Source organism: Streptomyces sp. NPDC051136, assembly GCF_044455745.1.
Taxonomy (GTDB): domain Bacteria; phylum Actinomycetota; class Actinomycetes; order Streptomycetales; family Streptomycetaceae; genus Streptomyces.
On the sequence record NZ_JBITFE010000006.1, the window covers coordinates 492,384 to 507,639 of the forward strand.

The 15,256-nt window shown below is 73.1% G+C and carries 16 protein-coding genes; 6 read left to right on the forward strand and 10 right to left on the reverse strand.

The features are described 5' to 3' along the window. Positions 1–202: 202 nt before the first annotated feature. The 4 genes from ACIBCJ_RS20150 to ACIBCJ_RS20165 all read right to left on the reverse strand — a co-directional run bounded on the left by ACIBCJ_RS20150 (position 203) and on the right by ACIBCJ_RS20165 (position 4,399). Positions 203–886, reverse strand: a complete 684-nt coding sequence (locus ACIBCJ_RS20150; protein ID WP_362104438.1) for an ABC transporter ATP-binding protein — start codon at positions 884–886, stop codon at positions 203–205. Positions 887–918: 32 nt separating this feature from the next. Further along, positions 919–2,418: an ABC transporter permease gene (locus ACIBCJ_RS20155; protein WP_365980084.1), complete on the reverse strand. Its 1,500-nt coding sequence runs from the start codon at positions 2,416–2,418 to the stop codon at positions 919–921. A 150-nt stretch (positions 2,419–2,568) separates the two neighbouring features. After that, positions 2,569–3,816, reverse strand: coding sequence for an Ig-like domain-containing protein (locus tag ACIBCJ_RS20160; RefSeq protein WP_362104434.1), 1,248 nt, complete (start codon positions 3,814–3,816; stop codon positions 2,569–2,571). 229 nt (positions 3,817–4,045) lie between these two features. After that, a complete protein-coding gene (locus ACIBCJ_RS20165) occupies positions 4,046–4,399 on the reverse strand; it encodes a hypothetical protein (RefSeq protein WP_362104432.1) in 354 nt (117 codons plus the stop codon). Positions 4,400–4,508: 109 nt separating this feature from the next. On the opposite strand from ACIBCJ_RS20165, the gene ACIBCJ_RS20170 reads away from it, so the two are divergent. Beyond that, complete coding sequence (locus tag ACIBCJ_RS20170; RefSeq protein ID WP_362104430.1) at positions 4,509–4,838, forward strand: hypothetical protein; 330 nt, start codon at positions 4,509–4,511, stop codon at positions 4,836–4,838. 137 nt (positions 4,839–4,975) lie between these two features. Here the strand turns inward: ACIBCJ_RS20170 and hutH are convergent, their stop codons facing one another. The 3 genes from hutH to ACIBCJ_RS20185 form a co-directional block, all read right to left on the reverse strand. After that, positions 4,976–6,514 carry a histidine ammonia-lyase gene (gene hutH, locus ACIBCJ_RS20175; RefSeq protein ID WP_362104571.1) on the reverse strand — a complete coding sequence of 513 codons (1,539 nt, stop codon included), beginning with the start codon at positions 6,512–6,514 and terminating at the stop codon, positions 4,976–4,978. 93 nt (positions 6,515–6,607) lie between these two features. Continuing rightward, positions 6,608–7,756, reverse strand: coding sequence for a sensor domain-containing diguanylate cyclase (locus tag ACIBCJ_RS20180; protein WP_362513439.1), 1,149 nt, complete (start codon positions 7,754–7,756; stop codon positions 6,608–6,610). 87 nt (positions 7,757–7,843) lie between these two features. After that, on the reverse strand, positions 7,844–8,644 hold the full coding sequence (locus tag ACIBCJ_RS20185; RefSeq protein ID WP_362104426.1) for an enoyl-CoA hydratase-related protein: 801 nt from the start codon (positions 8,642–8,644) through the stop codon (positions 7,844–7,846). Between the two features lie 211 nt (positions 8,645–8,855). On the opposite strand from ACIBCJ_RS20185, the gene ACIBCJ_RS20190 reads away from it, so the two are divergent. Continuing rightward, positions 8,856–9,551, forward strand: a complete 696-nt coding sequence (locus ACIBCJ_RS20190) for a hypothetical protein (protein WP_365980085.1) — start codon at positions 8,856–8,858, stop codon at positions 9,549–9,551. A 117-nt stretch (positions 9,552–9,668) separates the two neighbouring features. Here the strand turns inward: ACIBCJ_RS20190 and ACIBCJ_RS20195 are convergent, their stop codons facing one another. Together ACIBCJ_RS20195 and ACIBCJ_RS20200 are read right to left on the reverse strand one after the other, a co-directional pair. Beyond that, a complete protein-coding gene (locus ACIBCJ_RS20195; RefSeq protein ID WP_362104422.1) occupies positions 9,669–10,814 on the reverse strand; it encodes an adenylate/guanylate cyclase domain-containing protein in 1,146 nt (381 codons plus the stop codon). 115 nt (positions 10,815–10,929) lie between these two features. Then, positions 10,930–11,805, reverse strand: coding sequence for a biotin--[acetyl-CoA-carboxylase] ligase (locus tag ACIBCJ_RS20200; protein WP_365980086.1), 876 nt, complete (start codon positions 11,803–11,805; stop codon positions 10,930–10,932). A 110-nt stretch (positions 11,806–11,915) separates the two neighbouring features. On the opposite strand from ACIBCJ_RS20200, the gene ACIBCJ_RS20205 reads away from it, so the two are divergent. The 4 genes from ACIBCJ_RS20205 (at position 11,916) to ACIBCJ_RS20220 (ending at position 14,629) form a co-directional block, all read left to right on the forward strand. Beyond that, positions 11,916–13,508 (forward strand): acyl-CoA carboxylase subunit beta, encoded by a 1,593-nt coding sequence (locus tag ACIBCJ_RS20205; RefSeq protein WP_365980087.1) that lies wholly within the window; start codon positions 11,916–11,918, stop codon positions 13,506–13,508. Between the two features lie 9 nt (positions 13,509–13,517). After that, positions 13,518–13,727 (forward strand): acyl-CoA carboxylase subunit epsilon, encoded by a 210-nt coding sequence (locus ACIBCJ_RS20210; RefSeq protein ID WP_362104415.1) that lies wholly within the window; start codon positions 13,518–13,520, stop codon positions 13,725–13,727. Between the two features lie 111 nt (positions 13,728–13,838). Beyond that, positions 13,839–13,967 (forward strand): morphogenic membrane protein MmpB, encoded by a 129-nt coding sequence (gene mmpB / locus ACIBCJ_RS20215; RefSeq protein ID WP_362104413.1) that lies wholly within the window; start codon positions 13,839–13,841, stop codon positions 13,965–13,967. A 38-nt stretch (positions 13,968–14,005) separates the two neighbouring features. Next, a complete protein-coding gene (locus ACIBCJ_RS20220) occupies positions 14,006–14,629 on the forward strand; it encodes a nucleoside triphosphate pyrophosphatase (RefSeq protein ID WP_133887065.1) in 624 nt (207 codons plus the stop codon). On the opposite strand, the gene ACIBCJ_RS20225 is transcribed toward ACIBCJ_RS20220, so the two are convergent. Then, on the reverse strand, positions 14,598–15,089 hold the full coding sequence (locus tag ACIBCJ_RS20225; RefSeq protein ID WP_362104411.1) for a hypothetical protein: 492 nt from the start codon (positions 15,087–15,089) through the stop codon (positions 14,598–14,600). The genes ACIBCJ_RS20220 and ACIBCJ_RS20225 overlap by 32 nt on opposite strands. Between the last annotated feature and the right edge of the window lie 167 nt (positions 15,090–15,256).

Below are 15,256 nucleotides of genomic sequence, written 5' to 3' on the forward strand. Positions count from 1 at the left end.
CGACGCGGTGCCGCCCGGCCCGCGTCGAAATCCCGCCGGGGCCCGACGGATCCCGTGCATCCCGCCGGTCCCGGCGCAGTCCCACCGGGCCCGGCGCAGTCCCACCGGACTCGCCGGGCCCCCCGGACCCACCCGCCGGGCTCCGGGCCCCATCCCCCGCCGGGTGTGCCGGCTCCCGCCGAGTCGTGGCCGGCGCCCGGTGTCAGGCCGACGCGTTCTCCTTGACGGTGATGCGGCCCTTGCGGAGGGTGGCCACGCGTGGGGCCTTCCGGGCGATCGCCGAGTCGTGGGTGACCATGACGAACGTGAGGCCCAGCTCCCGCCACATGCGGTCGAGCACCTCCATGATCTCGTCGCGGGTCGACTCGTCGAGGTTCCCGGTGGGCTCGTCGGCCAGGAGCACCTTCGGCTGCTTCACCAGGGCGCGGGCGATGGCGACGCGCTGCTGCTGGCCGCCGGACATCTCGCCGGGAAGGTGACCGAGGCGTTCGCCGAGGCCGACGGAGGCCAGGGCCTCGGCGGCCTTCTCGCGCCGGTCCCCCGCCCGGACGCCGAGCGGGACCAGGGCGGTCTCGACGTTCTCCTGGGCGGTCAGGGTCGGGATCAGGTTGAAGGACTGGAAGACGAAGCCGATGCTCTCGCTGCGCACCCGGGTCAGCCGGGCCTCGGGGAGCGTGGCGAGGTCGGTGCCGTCGAGGACGACCTCGCCCGAGCTGGGCCGGTCGAGACCGCCCAGCATCTGCAACAGGGTGGACTTGCCGCCGCCGGTGGGGCCCTGGATGACGAGCCGGTCGCCGTCGGCGATGGTCAGGTCGACGCCGTCGAGGGCCTGCACGGCGGCCTTGCCGCGGGTGTAGCGCTTGGTGACGCCGCTGAGTTGGTACATGGTGCGACTCCTGGAGTACGGGGAAGGTGGAGCTACTCGACGCGGCGCAGGGCGTCCGCGGGGCGCAGCCGTGCGGCGCGCCAGCCGCCGAAACCGCCGGCGACGAGCCCGCCGGCCACGGCGAGGGCGACGGCGAGGGCGATGGTGGTGAGGCTGACGGGCGCGGTCAGCGCGATGTCCAGGGTCTTGGCGGCGGTCTGCCGGCCGGGACCGCCCATGCCACCGCCGCCGCCGAAGCCGCCGGGACCACCCGTGCCGCCCCCGCCCGTGCCGCCGCCCAGCTGGGCCTGCAACGTCGGGCTGACGGCCGTGAAGGCGTACGCGCCGGCGAGTCCGAGCGCGATGCCGAGGGCGCCGCCGACCAGGCCGTTGACGACGGCCTCGCCGATCACCTGCCGGGTGACCCGGCCCGAGCGCCAGCCGAGCGCCTTGAGGGTGCCGAACTCGCGCACCCGGCGGGAGACGGCGGACGAGGTGAGCAGCCCGGCGACCAGGAACGCCGCCGCCAGGACGAGGACGGACAGCCACTTGCCGACGCCGGTGGCGAGCGAGGAGGCGGTGGAGAGTGAGCCGGAGACGGTGTCGGCGAGGTCGGCGGAGGTGGTGACCGTCGTCCCCGGGATGTTCTTCCGGATGGCGGACTTGACGCCGTCGATCCGCTGCGAGTCGGTCGCCTTGACGTAGATCGTGGTGACCTTGTCCTTCGCGTCGCCCAGCGTCTGGGCCTGCTTGAGCGGCACGTAGAGGTCGGCCGCCGCGTCGCCGCTGTCGGCCGTGGCGATGCCGACGATCTTGAACTCGGTGTCCTTGACGGTGACCTTGCTGCCGGTCTTGAGCTTCTTCTCCTTGGCGTAGGCCGAGTCGGCGACGGCGACCTTCGCGTCGGTCTCCGACGCCTCGAAGGTGCGTCCGCTGGTGATGGCGGACGTGGTCAGCGGGCCGAGGGCGGGCTCGGTGACGTCGGTGCCGTAGACGGAGTAGCTGTTGACGTCGAAGTCGGCGCCGCCGCCCTGGACGCGGCCCTGCGGGGACTGCCCGCCGCCCGGGCCGCCGCCCTGCCCCTGCCCCTGCCCCTGCCCCTGGGCCGTGCCGCCGGAGGCGTCCTGCTGGAACTGGCCGCGGGAGAACTCGCCGCTGACCTTGACGACTTGGAGGCTCAGGCCGCCCACCGCGTCGGCGACCCCGTTCTGCCCGGCGACCTTGCCGACGGTCGAGCCGGCCAGGGTCTGGAAGCCCTGCACCATGACGCGGTCGGTGCTCTGCTCCTTCTCGGCGCCGTCGTCCTGCGCGTCGAAGCGGAAGCGCGGCCGTTCGGCGGTGCTCCCGGACGAGGGCTCGGCGGCCTTGGTGACCGTCATGTCCGTGCCCAGCCCGTACAGGGACTGAAGGACCTTGTCCTGGGCCCGGCCCATGCCGGAGGAGACGGAGCCGACCACGATGACCAGCGCGATGCCCAGCGCCAGGCCGGAGGCGACGACGAGGGCCGCCTTTCTGCGGCGGCGCAGTTCGCGCCTCAGGTAGGTGAAGAACATGGCCGCAAAGTAGGGACGGCCCGTGATGAAGGGATAAGGCCCGCGTAAGAGAAGGATGAGAAGCCGGGAAAGGCGCGGGCGCCCGCCGCTCCCGTGCGGGGAGTGGCGGGCGCCCGTGCGAAGTGCGCCGGGTCCGGCGGGAGTTCGGCGTCAGACGGCCGAACCCGCCTTCCACTGGGCCCAGTCCATGTTCCAGCCGTTGAGGCCGTTGTCCGGGGAGACGGTCTTGTCGCCGGTGTTCTGGACGACGACCACGTCACCGATGATCGAGTTGTTGTAGAACCAGGCGCCGGGCGTGTTCGGGTCGTTGGCGCCCTTGGCGTCCTCCAGGCCCACGCAGCCGTGGCTGGTGTTGACGTTGCCGAAGATGCCCTTGCCCCAGTAGTTGCCGTGGATGAAGGTGCCGGAGGTGCTCAGGCGCATGGCGTGCGGCACGTCCTTGATGTCGTACTCGCCCTTGCCGTCGTCGTCGGTGAAGCCGACGGTCGAGCCGTCCATCCGGGTCTCCTTGTACTTCTCGGAGATCACCATCTGGCCTTCGTAGGTCTTGTTGTCCGGGGAGCCGGCGGAGATCGGGATGGTCTTGACCGTCTTGCCGTCCTGCGTGACCTTCATCTGCTTGGTCTTCGCGTCGACGTAGGAGACCTGGTTGCGGCCGATCTTGAAGGTGACCGACTTCTGCTGGACGCCGTAGACGCCGTCGGCGCCCTCTACCCCGTCGAGCGCCAGCTTGAGGGTGACGGTCGAGCCCTCCTGCCAGTAGTCCTTGGGACGGCAGTCCATGCGCTGGGTGGAGAACCAGTGGCAGGCGACCTCCTGGCCGCTGCTGCTGTTGACCGTGATGCCCTTCTGGACGGCGGCCTTGTCGGTGATCTGCTTGTCGAAGTTGATCGACACGGGCATCCCGACGCCGACGGTCTTGCCGTCGTCCGGGGTGAAGTTCCCGATGAAGCTGTTCTGCGGGGAGACCGTGGTGAACGACGCGTTCTCGTGGGCGGCGCGGCCCTCGGAGTCCTGCGCGGTCGCCGTGATCTGGTACTTGGTGGCGCGCTCCAGCTGGCCGCTCGGCTTCCAGCTGGTCTTGTCGGCGGATATCTCGCCGCTGACCTCGGTGCCGTCCGAGGCGGTCATCTTCACCTCGGTGAGCGTGCCCTTGCTCACGGTGACGCCGGCGGAGTTGTTGATGGAGGCGTTGTCCGAGCCGCCCTTGGGCGTGATCTTGATCTGGGCCTCGGACGTCTTCTTGGCCGCCGCTTCGTCGACCTCGGCCTGCGAGGTCTTGCCGTCCCCACCCCCGGAGGTGTCGGCGTCGCCACTGGAACATGCAGAGAGCACCAGTACACCGCCGAGCAGTGCGGACGCGGCCGCCAGGCCCTTGCGCCGCTTACCGTCCGTCATCACACGCTTCTCCATCGTTGCCGATTCCCGAAACCCCGAGATACCCCGTCAATAACTTTCAACGCTACGACCGGTTCGTCCCGTTCCACATCGCTCACGGGTGTGGGCCATGCCACGTTTGCCGCGGGGGCTCCGGCGGCGCGGGGAGGCGTCGGTCAGTGCGCACCGTGAGACGAGGAAACCCCGGACGGCGGTTGCCGCCCGGGGCCGGGATTTTCCCCACACCGCGTCAGCCGACCGTCATTTCGTCGTCTTCCAGGTCGTTCTCCTCGCCATCATCCTCGTCGAGGTTCCACTCGGGGGAGTCGGGGTCGTAGTCGATCTGCTCACTGCTCCAGGAGGCCTGCTGGAGCTCGACCCCGGGCACCGCGCTGACCAGGTCGAACGGGTCCACCAGGTGGGCGAGCGCCTCTGCGGTGTCCTCCGTCACAGCGCGCTCGGAATCGGCCCGCTCCGCGCCGGACAGCTCGGCGTCGTCGGCGAGGGCCTGGAGTGCGGCTCCGGTGACGGCCTCCTCGTCGTCGATCTCGAGGACCAGCTCGACGCGAATCCGTACAAACCGTGATGTCTCTGGAGTGCTCATGTCCGGAGCGTAAGGCCGACCCCTCGCGTGACTTTCCTGTGACCCGCGCCTTTCACTAACATCTGCCCACACGGCCAATTCGCCAGCGCCACAAGGGGATCGATATTCCGTGTCATCCGCTCGCCGTTCCTTGCTGACCGCCACCGCCGCGGGCGGCCTGCTGTGTGCCCTCTGGTTCGTCCCGTCGGCCAACGCGACACCCGAGGCACCGGTGCTCGAGTCCGCGGCCGCGACGCCGTCCTCGCAGGTCACGGCCCAGGCGAGAGCCGTGTCCGCGGACACGGCTACGGACACGGCGGCGACCGGCGAGGGCACCACCCGGCTGGCCGACACCGGCAGCTTCGACAGCACGCCGTACGTCGTCGGCGGCGCCGTCTGCCTCGGTCTCGGCGCCGGCTTCGTGGGCTACTCGGTGCGCCGGGAACGCCTCGGTTTCTGAGCCGACCTGACGGTCTTTTGGCTTTCTTTTGGTTTTCTTGACCCACGGTAGATCTTCCCGGCCGTCCGGGGCGTGCGCGGACGGCGCGAGGGGGCCCCGACATCGCGCCGGGGCCCCCTCGCACACGTCACCGCCGGTTACCGCAGCGGCCCCGTGACCGTCTCCGCCGCGGCGACCAGGTGCCCGGCGCGCACGAAGGCGTCCGCCGCGGCGAGGTCGGGCGCCAGGTAGCGGTCCGGACCGGGTCCCTCGACGCCGGCCGCCCGTACGGCGTCGATGACGGCCCGCGAGGCCGGGGCCGGGGCGAGACCCTCGCGGAGCTCGATCGCGCGCGTGGCGGCGTACAGCTCCACGGCGATCACGCGACTGAGGTTGTCGACGGCCGTACGCAGCTTGCGCGCCGCCGACCAGCCCATGGAGACGTGGTCCTCCTGCATGGCGGAGGACGGGATGGAGTCGGCGGAGGCCGGTACCGCGAGCCGCTTCAGCTCGCTGACCAGCGCGGCCTGCGTGTACTGGGCGATCATCAGCCCGGAGTCGACGCCCGCGTCGTCGGCCAGGAACGGCGGCAGGCCGTGGCTGCGGTTCTTGTCGAGCAGCCGGTCGGTACGCCGCTCTGCGATGGAGCCCAGGTCGGCGACGGCGACGGCGAGGAAGTCCAGGACGTAGGCGACCGGGGCGCCGTGGAAGTTGCCGTTGGACTCGACGCGGCCGTCGGGCAGGACGACCGGGTTGTCCACGGCCGCGGCCAGCTCGCGCTCGGCGACCAGGCCGGCGTGGGCCATGGTGTCCCGTCCGGCACCGGCGACCTGCGGGGCGCAGCGCACCGAGTAGGCGTCCTGGACGCGCGGGGCGTCGTCCTGGTGGTGCCCGGTCAGGGCGGAGCCCTTGAGCACGGCGGCCATGTTGGCGGCGCTGGCGGCCTGACCCGGGTGCGGGCGGATGGCGTGCAGCTCGGGGGCGAGCACCTTGTCGGTGCCGAGCAGGGCCTCCATGGACAGCGCGGCGGTGATGTCGGCCGACTTGTAGAGGGTGTCGAGGTCGGCGAGGGCCATGATCAGCATGCCGAGCATGCCGTCGGTGCCGTTGAGGAGGGCGAGGCCCTCCTTCTCGCGCAGCTCGACCGGGGTGATCCCGTGCGCGGCGAGCAGCTCGCCGGCGGGCCGCACGGTGCCGTCGGGGCCCTCGGCGTCGCCCTCGCCCATGAGGGTCAGCGCGCAGTGCGACAGCGGTGCGAGGTCGCCGGAGCAGCCCAGCGAGCCGTACTCATGCACGACCGGGGTGATCCCGGCGTTGAGCACGTCGGCCATCGTCTGCGCGACCTCGGGGCGCACGCCGGTGTGGCCGGAGCAGACGGTCTTCAGCCGCAGGAACATCAGCGCGCGGACCACCTCGCGCTCGACGCGCGGGCCCATCCCGGCGGCGTGCGAGCGCACGATGTTGCGCTGGAGCTGCGCCCGCAGGTCGGGGCTGATGTGCCGGGTCGCCAGGGCGCCGAAGCCGGTGCTGACGCCGTACACGGGATCCGGCTTGGCGGCCAGCGCGTCCACGATGCCGCGGGCCGCGGCCAGGGCGGCGACCGCGTCGTCGGAGAGTTCGATCCGGGCGCCGCCGCGCGCCACGGCGAGGACGTCGGCCGCGGTGACCCCGGCCGTCCCCACCACCACAGTGTGCATATCCATATTCAGGAGCGTACGCAGTGAATTCGATGATGTCACGAGGGGGTACGTCACGGATGCGCACCCGGAGCGCCCCTTACCGGACCGGCGTCACGGAGAGTGCCGTCCGCGGAACCGCCGACGCTCCCCGTCCTCCTCCCGCGAAGGCTCGTCGGCGAGCCGCACCACGGGGTCGTCCGGCCCCTCGCGGCCGGCGACGACCGGCCCGGCCGAGCGTTCCGCCTTGGCGCGGTACTGGGCGGCGTCGGCGAGCCGGAAGAGCCGGCGGGCGGAGCGGACCGGACCGACCGGGTCCTCCGTGGACGCGACCCCGCAGGCCACGCCGTCACCCAGTGCCAGTTCGGCGGCCCGGCGGCACAGCTCCTCGGCGGCCTTGACCACCGCGTCGGCGGACGGCCCGACCGCGAGCAGGCAGAACTCGTCCCCGCCGAGCCGTGCCGCGAGCGCTCCCGGCACCATCGCCCCGCACAGCGACAGCACCGACCCGAACCGCTCCAGGAGCCGGTCCCCGACGGCGTGGCCGTGCGTGTCGTTCACCCGCTTGAGTCCGTTCAGGTCGCAGACGACGAGGCTGACGACGACGCCCTCCTCGCGGTGCCGCTCCACGGCTTCGTCGAGCGCGGAGTCGACGGCTCGGCGGTTGGCCAGCCCGGTGAGCGCGTCGGTGTACGCGAGCCGCCGGACCTCCTCCAGCCGCTCGGTCTGCGCGATCCCGGCGGCGACGACGGAGGCCAGCACGGTGGCGAAGTCGGCGTCGCCCCGCTCGAAGACCCGCTCCCCCACCGGGCGGGCCACGTACAGCTCACCCCAGGCCCGCCCGTGCAGCACGATCGGCGCGACCACGCAGCAGCCGCGGCCCCGGCGGCGCAGGGCGGCGACGCGCTGGTGGACGTACCCGGGGCTCCCGGTGGCCGGCCCCTCGGCGGTCTCGACCCAGGCGTCGGGTTCGCCGCCGCCCGCCCAGCGCTCGTGCAGGAACTCGGTGATCTCCGCGAACTGGTGCACCGGGTAGGACTCGTCCTCCGGGAACTCCTCCTCGTCCTCGGCCCGCCGGCCGACGTTCACCAGCACCCGGAGCCGGCCCAGCTCGCGCTCCCACACCGACAGCGCGGCGAAGCTGCCGCCGAGCGCCATGCAGCCGCCGACGGCCGCCGCCCGCCACGCCTCACGCGCGCTGTGCGCGGCGGCCATCCCCTGCGCAAGCGCCACCACGGCCGCGAGCCGCCTGTCGTCACCCATCACTCCAGGCTAGGGAGATTCACGAAGAAACGTTACTCAAGCGGGGCGAACCGGGCGAGTGTCGACGGCCGCGGTACCTGCCTGCCGTCACTCGCCCGGCCAGCGCGGCGCCCGCTTCTCGTTGAACGCCGCCACGCCCTCCGCCCGGTCGCCCGAGAACGCCACCGACCGCCACGCCGCGTCCTCGACCTCCAGCCCCGCGCGCAGGTCGAGCCCGTGCCCGAGCCGCAGCGCCCGCTTGGCCGCCCGCAGGCCCACGGGGGAGTTCGCGGCCATCCGGGAGGCCAGCTCCAGCGCGTCCTCCCGGTCCCGCCCCTCGTCCGCCAGCTGGTCCACGAGCCCCAGCTCACGCGCCTCCACGGCCGCGACCCGCCGCGCCGTGAACACCAGCTCGGCCGCTCGCGCCGCCCCCACCCGGCGGGGCAGCAGCTGGGTACCGCCGCCGCCCGGGATCACCCCGACCGACACCTCCGGAAGCCCCACCACGGCCGTACGGTCGGCCACGATCACGTCGCACGCCAGCGCCAGCTCGAACCCGCCGCCCAGGGCGAACCCGTGCACGGCCGCGACCGTCGGCTGCGGCAGTTCGAGGACCGCCGTGTACGCGCCCCGGGTCACCGGCCGCTGCCGCAGCAGGTCGGCGTCGGAGAAGGAGTTGCGCTCCTTCAGGTCCGCCCCGACGCAGAACGCCCGCTCGTGCGTCGAGGTCAGCACCACCACCCGCACGTCCCGGTCCTCGCCCAGCGCCGCGCAGGCCGCGCTCAGGGACCGGGCCATGGCGGTCGAGACGGCGTTCATGGCCTTCGGCCGGTCGAGCGCGAGCTCCGCGACATGCCCGTCCCCGTGCCGCCGCACCAGGACGAACTCTCCGAACCGCTCCTCGCTCATGACACCCTCCGGTTAACGCGTGTTAACAAGTCGACCGACCGATCATCGCAGGCGGGCCCGCCCGGGGGAAGACCGGACGCGCCCGCTCCCCGCACGACCCCGTCCACCCGTTCGGGTGACAGGTGTCCGACCGCCCCCCTCCGGCCGGAGGCAGCCCGTAGCCTCGCTCCGCCAGGGCGCAGCGGGGGCGCGTGCGCACCGGGGAGGGATCATGACGACGACCGGTACACCGACGACCGGCGGGCCGACCGCCGGGCCGCGGCCGGAGCCGCGGTACGCGTGGATCCGCCGCGGCCGGCACCGCCGGCCCCGCCCCCGCAAGGTGGTGCTGGCGGCCGGCGGCCTCGCCCTGGCGGCCGGCGCCCTGAGCCTCGTACGCCTGCTGCCCGAGCCCGGCGTGGACGTGGGCGGCGGCCCCGGCGCCCGGGCGGCCCCGCGTGTCGAGGGCGGCGGCCGGGACGCGGCCGCGCAGGACCCGGCGTCCACGTCGGCCGCCTCGGGCACCGGTCGCGGCTCTCCCGAGGCCGGCCCGTCGGCGACGTCCGTCATGGGCGGCCTGGGCGGATCCCCCGGGCCGGGCCTGATACCCGGGCTCGCGCCGGACCCGTCCGCGAGCGGCGCGCCCCTCCCGCCCGCGGCCACGTCCGCGCCCGCCGCTCCCGACGCCGCCGAAGGACGGCCGGCGGACCGGCAGGAGCGGGGAGAACGGGAGGGCGGATCCGACGGCCGCACCCGGCCCCCGGGCACGCCGCAGCCCTCACGGTCCGACCGTCCCGCGCCCCGGCCCACGCCGACCCCGCCGCCGGACCGCGGCACACCCCCGGCGTCCGACCCGGCGCCGGAACCCGACGACCCCGGCCTGTGCGTGCCCGTCATCGGCCTCTGCGTCGACCTGCTGGGCGGCTGAGGGGCACCCGGCCCGGGGTGCCTCGGGGCCATCCGGCCCCGGGCTACCCGTCGCCCACCCCGGCTCCTCCCCGGTCCCGGCGCTCCGACCGGTCGGCGTACGGGCCGGGCGAGCGGCCTACGCTTCTGGGCCGTCCTCGCCCCGGCGGGTGAGCAGCCACGGCTCGACCACGCCGAGACCGCGCACCGGGCGCTGCCACATCGGCTGGAGCGCGAAGCGGTACACCGGCGGCTCCTCGCCCTCCTTCTCCGCCGCGGCGGCCTCCTCGGCGGCCGCGGCCTCAGAGGCGGGGGCGTCCCGGGTGCGGATCAGCTCCTGGGCGAAGGCGGTGTCGACGAGGACGGCGTCCTTCGGGGCTATCGAGGTGAGCCGGGAGGCCAGGTTGACGGTGGTGCCGAAGACATCGCCCATCCGGGTGGTGACGGTGCCGAAAGCGATGCCCACGCGCAGCTCGGGCATGGTCTCGTCGTTGGCCATCGTCTCGATGAGCCGCAGGGCGATCTCGGCGGCCGTGCCGGCGTCGTCGGCGGCGTAGAGCACCTCGTCACCGAGGGTCTTGACCAGCCGTCCGCCGCGGGCGGCCACCAGGTCGGCGGAGGTGGTCTCGAAGGCCTCGACCAGCTCGCCGAGCTCCTCCTCCTCCATCCGCCGGGTCAGCCGCGTGAAGCCGACCAGGTCCGCGAAGCCGACCGCGAGGCGCCGGTCCACCATCTCCTCGTCGTCCCCGGCCTGGATGACCCGTCCGGCGGAGGCGGCGAGCTGGCGCCGCCAGACGTAGACGAGGAACTCCTGGAGCTCGGGAAGGAGCAGTTCGACGATGGGATACGTCACCTCGGTGCGCGTCATCCCGGGCTCCGGGGGCTCGGTCAGGCCCTCCAGGAAGCTGTCGATCTGCCACTCGGCCAACCGGGCGGTGGTCTGCCCCGTGGACCGGGCGACCTGCACGGCCATCGCCTCGCTGAGCAGCCCCGCCTCCACCAGGCCGGCCAGCCGCCGCAGGGCGAGGACGTCGGCCTCGGTGAGTGCCTTGGCCTGGCCGATGTCGGCGAAGCCCATGGCCCGCCAGAACCGGGAGGCCAGCTCCATGGAGACGCCCGCGCTGCGGGCGGCCTGGAAGGGCGTGTAGCGGCGCTCGGCGCCCAGGATGAGCCCTTCGAGGCGCAGCGCGAGCGGGTCATCGCCGGGATCGGCGGAGTCCGGGGCGGGCTCGGGGTCCACCCGGCCGTCCCCGTCCGCGCCGGAGCCGGTGTCGTCGACGGTCACGCCTGTTGCCTTTCCGATCTGCCGCGGTCAGGTTCGACCGGCCCCAACTTTACGTCAGGTGTGCCCCAGCTCACTCCCGTGCGGCCCGTACCGCGAGCGGGCCCCGGGGCCGCGCTCACGCCGGCCGCAGGTGCACGATGTCCCCCGCGCCCACCGGTTCCTGCACTCCCGTCTCCGTCGCCAGCACCAGCCGGCCGTCCCCGTCCACGGCCACCGCCTCCCCCACGAGCGACCGGTCCCCCGGAAGCTCCGCCCGCACCACGCGCCCGAGGGTCGCGCAGCCCGCCGCGTACGTCTCCTGGAGCCCGCTGGCCGCCGGGTCGCCGCCTGCCTCGCGCCAGCGCCCGTACCAGTCCTCCAGCGACCGCAGCACCCCGCGCAGCAGCGGGTCCCGGTCGGTGTTCGCGGCTCCGGCCAGGGCCAGCGACCCGGCCCGCGGGACCGGCAGCTCGTCGGCGCGCAGCGAGACGTTGACGCCGACGCCGATGACGACGCCGTCGTCCCCGGCTCGCTCGGCGAGGATGCCGCCGGCCTTGCGCTCCTCGTCGCCGACGGTCACCAGCAGGTCGTTGGGCCACTTCAGAGCGGTGTCGACGCCCGCGACGCGGGACAGCCCGGTCGCCACGGCGACGCCGGTGAGCAGCGGCAGCCAGCCCCAGCGGGTCACGGGGACCTCGGCGGGCCGCAGCAGCACGGAGAAGAAGAGCCCGGAGCGGGCCGGTGCCGTCCACTGCCGGTCCAGGCGCCCGCGCGCGGCACTCTGCTCCTCGGCGACCAGGACCACGCCCTCGGCCAGGTCCTCCTCGGCGGCACGCGACACGAGGTCGGAGTTGGTGGAGCCGGTGCGCTGCACCACGTCCACCTGCCGCCACAGGCCTTCCTCCCGCACCAGGCCCCGGCGCAGGGCGGTGCCGTTGAGGGGCGGCCGGTCCAGGTCGGACCACCGGCCGTTCGGGGAGTCGGATGCGTCGGAGGAGTCTCGGGGCGTCATGCAACCCACCCTAGGTGTGGGAAACACCGCACTGCCGATCGGAAGGGCCCCTACTACTCTACGAACGAGTAACCGTCCCCCCTTTTGAGCAGGCAGGGAGCCGCATCCCGATGTCCGAGCCGGAAGAGCAGCAGCCCGACATCCACACGACCGCGGGCAAGCTCGCGGATCTCAGGCGCCGTATCGAGGAAGCGACGCACGCCGGTTCCGCACGCGCCGTCGAAAAGCAGCACGCCAAGGGCAAGCTGACGGCTCGTGAACGCATCGACCTCCTTCTCGACGAGGGTTCCTTCGTCGAGCTGGACGAGTTCGCCCGGCACCGCTCCACCAACTTCGGTCTCGACGCCAACCGCCCCTACGGCGACGGCGTCGTCACCGGCTACGGCACCGTCGACGGCCGCCCCGTCGCCGTCTTCTCCCAGGACTTCACCGTCTTCGGCGGCGCGCTGGGCGAGGTCTACGGCCAGAAGATCGTCAAGGTCATGGACTTCGCGCTGAAGACCGGCTGCCCGGTCGTCGGCATCAACGACTCCGGCGGCGCCCGCATCCAGGAGGGCGTCGCCTCCCTCGGTGCCTACGGCGAGATCTTCCGCCGCAACACCCACGCCTCCGGCGTGATCCCGCAGATCAGCCTGGTCGTCGGCCCGTGCGCGGGCGGCGCGGTGTACTCCCCCGCGATCACCGACTTCACGGTCATGGTCGACCAGACCAGCCACATGTTCATCACCGGGCCCGACGTCATCAAGACGGTCACCGGCGAGGACGTCGGCTTCGAGGAGCTGGGCGGCGCCCGCACCCACAACTCCACCTCGGGCGTGGCCCACCACATGGCCGGCGACGAGAAGGACGCCGTCGAGTACGTCAAGCAGCTGCTGTCGTACCTGCCGTCCAACAACCTGTCCGAGCCCCCCGCCTTCCCGGAGGAGGCGGACCTCGCGGTCACGGACGAGGACACCGAGCTGGACACGATCGTCCCCGACTCGGCGAACCAGCCCTACGACATGCACACCGTCATCGAGCACGTCCTCGACGACGCCGAGTTCTTCGAGACGCAGCCGCTGTTCGCGCCGAACATCCTCACCGGCTTCGGCCGCGTCGAGGGCCGCCCCGTCGGCATCGTCGCCAACCAGCCCATGCAGTTCGCCGGGTGCCTGGACATCACCGCCTCCGAGAAGGCGGCCCGCTTCGTGCGCACCTGCGACGCCTTCAACGTCCCCGTGCTCACCTTCGTGGACGTCCCCGGCTTCCTGCCCGGCGTCGACCAGGAGCACGACGGCATCATCCGCCGCGGCGCCAAGCTGATCTTCGCCTACGCCGAGGCCACGGTCCCGCTGATCACGGTCATCACCCGCAAGGCCTTCGGCGGCGCCTACGACGTCATGGGCTCCAAGCACCTGGGCGCCGACCTCAACCTGGCCTGGCCCACCGCCCAGATCGCCGTCATGGGCGCCCAGGGGGCGGTCAACATCCTGCACCGCCGCACCATCGCCGACGCCGGTGACGACGCCGAGGCCACCCGCGCCCGCCTCATCCAGGAGTACGAGGACACCCTCCTCAACCCCTACACGGCGGCCGAGCGCGGCTACGTCGACGCGGTGATCATGCCGTCCGACACCCGCCGCCACATCGTCCGCGGCCTGCGCCAGCTGCGCACCAAGCGGGAGTCCCTGCCCCCGAAGAAGCACGGCAACATCCCCCTGTAAGGAGCCGCTGTGACCATCAAGGTCGTACGGGGCAACCCCACCCCGGAAGAACTGGCCGCCGCCCTGACGGTGGTCCGGGCCCGCGCGGTGACGGCATCCGAGGAGCCGCCCGCCACCGAGGCCCCACGCGACGCCTGGTCGGACCCGTCCCGCATCGCGGCCCACCGCATGCCCCAGCCGGGCCCGGTCTCATGGGGCCGCACCTACTGGCCGAGCTGAGGACAGCCCACCCAGGGGCGCGGGGAACCGCGCACTCCAGTGCAACCCCGCGCCCCGATCTAGGTACCCGTACTCAAGCCCCGCCCCACGGCCAAGCCCCACGCTAGTGACATGCTGTGGTCCGACCCCGAGAACGAGCCGCCCAAGGAACTGCGCGACATGCAGGACATGCTGCGGCGGCTGAGCGTCTTCCTGGCGCTGGCCATGGTCCTCGCGATGATCGTGATCGGCGTGCACTGAGGCCCCGCCGACCCGGGCGGCGCCGATACCCTGGCCCCATGACCGACCAGCAGCCCCGCCGCCGCCTCGTCCTCGCCTCCCAGTCCCCGGCCCGGCTCGGCCTGTTGCGCCAGGCCGGGCTCGCCCCCGAGGTGCTCGTGAGCGGCGTCGACGAGGAGGCCGTCACCGCCCCCACCCCCGCCGAGCTGGCCCTCGCCCTGGCCGAGGCCAAGGCGTCCGTGGTCGCCGCGAAGCCCGAGGTGCGCGGCGCCCTGGTGATCGGCTGCGACTCGGTGCTCGACCTGGACGGCCGGGCGCTCGGCAAGCCGGCGGACGCCGAGGAGGCCACCGCCCGCTGGAAGGCCATGCGCGGCCGGTCGGGCACGCTGCAGACCGGCCACTGCGTCTGGGACACCGCCTCCGGCCGCCACGTCTCGGCGACCGCGTCCACCGTCGTCCGCTTCGGCGAGCCCACCGACGCCGAGATCGCCGCCTACGTGGCCTCCGGGGAGCCCCTGTACGTCGCCGGGGCGTTCACCCTGGACGGCCGCTCCGCGCCGTTCATCGACGGCATCGAGGGCGACCACGGGAACGTCATCGGCCTCAGCCTGCCCCTGCTGCGACGGCTCCTCGCCGAGCTGGGCACCGGCATCACGGAGTTGTGGGCGCCGGCGGAGAGCTGACCGGGGAGCCGTCACCGCCCTTGCCGCCGTCGCCGCCCTCGGGGCGCGGCCCGGCGGCGGGCGCCTCGCGGGCGTCGTACGTCATCAGCAGCAGCACGATCAGGGCCAGTACGACGATCATGAAGACGAAGGCGCCGGGGCCCACCAGCCCCCAGGTGAAGGCGCCGAGCAGCCCGTGCACCACGGCGGCGCTGATCAGCAGGATCCGCCCGAGCCCCGCGGGCGGGCGGTCGCGCAGCGCCACCAGCAGGGCGACCAGGGCGCACAGCGCGAAGTACAGGCCGAAGACGACCCCGCCGATCTTCGAGGACACGGACATCGTGTCCGGGTCCAGCCCGGCCAGGGACATGTCCTGCCGGTCGACGACGATCCCCAGGAACCAGTTCAGCGCCGCGACGCCGACCGCCTCCACGAAGAGCACGACCGCCACGATCCACGCCACCGGCCTGCGCACCGACACCGGCCCCCACCCCTTTTCGACCGCTGCCGCACAGGACAGCTGTTACCCCAAGTACGTTCGAGACGTTCCGAACGCTACTAACGGGTAAACCTCGCCACAAGGGTTCCGGCACGAGCAAAGAATCATTGGGCCATTAGTAGGGACTCCACAAAGAAACCGAGTGGCCC

Excerpts from the sequence above, each read along its gene's own strand:
- ACIBCJ_RS20150 (WP_362104438.1), bottom strand. The coding sequence starts at position 886 with ATGTACCAACTCAGCGGCGTCACCAAGCGCTACACCCGCGGCAAGGCC.
- ACIBCJ_RS20155 (WP_365980084.1), bottom strand. The coding sequence starts at position 2,418 with ATGTTCTTCACCTACCTGAGGCGCGAACTGCGCCGCCGCAGAAAGGCG.
- ACIBCJ_RS20160 (WP_362104434.1), bottom strand. The coding sequence starts at position 3,816 with ATGACGGACGGTAAGCGGCGCAAGGGCCTGGCGGCCGCGTCCGCACTG.
- ACIBCJ_RS20165 (WP_362104432.1), bottom strand. The coding sequence starts at position 4,399 with ATGAGCACTCCAGAGACATCACGGTTTGTACGGATTCGCGTCGAGCTG.
- hutH (WP_362104571.1), bottom strand. The coding sequence starts at position 6,514 with ATGCACACTGTGGTGGTGGGGACGGCCGGGGTCACCGCGGCCGACGTC.
- ACIBCJ_RS20180 (WP_362513439.1), bottom strand. The coding sequence starts at position 7,756 with ATGGGTGACGACAGGCGGCTCGCGGCCGTGGTGGCGCTTGCGCAGGGG.
- ACIBCJ_RS20185 (WP_362104426.1), bottom strand. The coding sequence starts at position 8,644 with ATGAGCGAGGAGCGGTTCGGAGAGTTCGTCCTGGTGCGGCGGCACGGG.
- ACIBCJ_RS20190 (WP_365980085.1), top strand. The coding sequence starts at position 8,856 with ATGACGACGACCGGTACACCGACGACCGGCGGGCCGACCGCCGGGCCG.
- ACIBCJ_RS20200 (WP_365980086.1), bottom strand. The coding sequence starts at position 11,805 with ATGACGCCCCGAGACTCCTCCGACGCATCCGACTCCCCGAACGGCCGG.
- ACIBCJ_RS20205 (WP_365980087.1), top strand. The coding sequence starts at position 11,916 with ATGTCCGAGCCGGAAGAGCAGCAGCCCGACATCCACACGACCGCGGGC.
- mmpB (WP_362104413.1), top strand. The coding sequence starts at position 13,839 with ATGCTGTGGTCCGACCCCGAGAACGAGCCGCCCAAGGAACTGCGCGAC.
- ACIBCJ_RS20220 (WP_133887065.1), top strand. The coding sequence starts at position 14,006 with ATGACCGACCAGCAGCCCCGCCGCCGCCTCGTCCTCGCCTCCCAGTCC.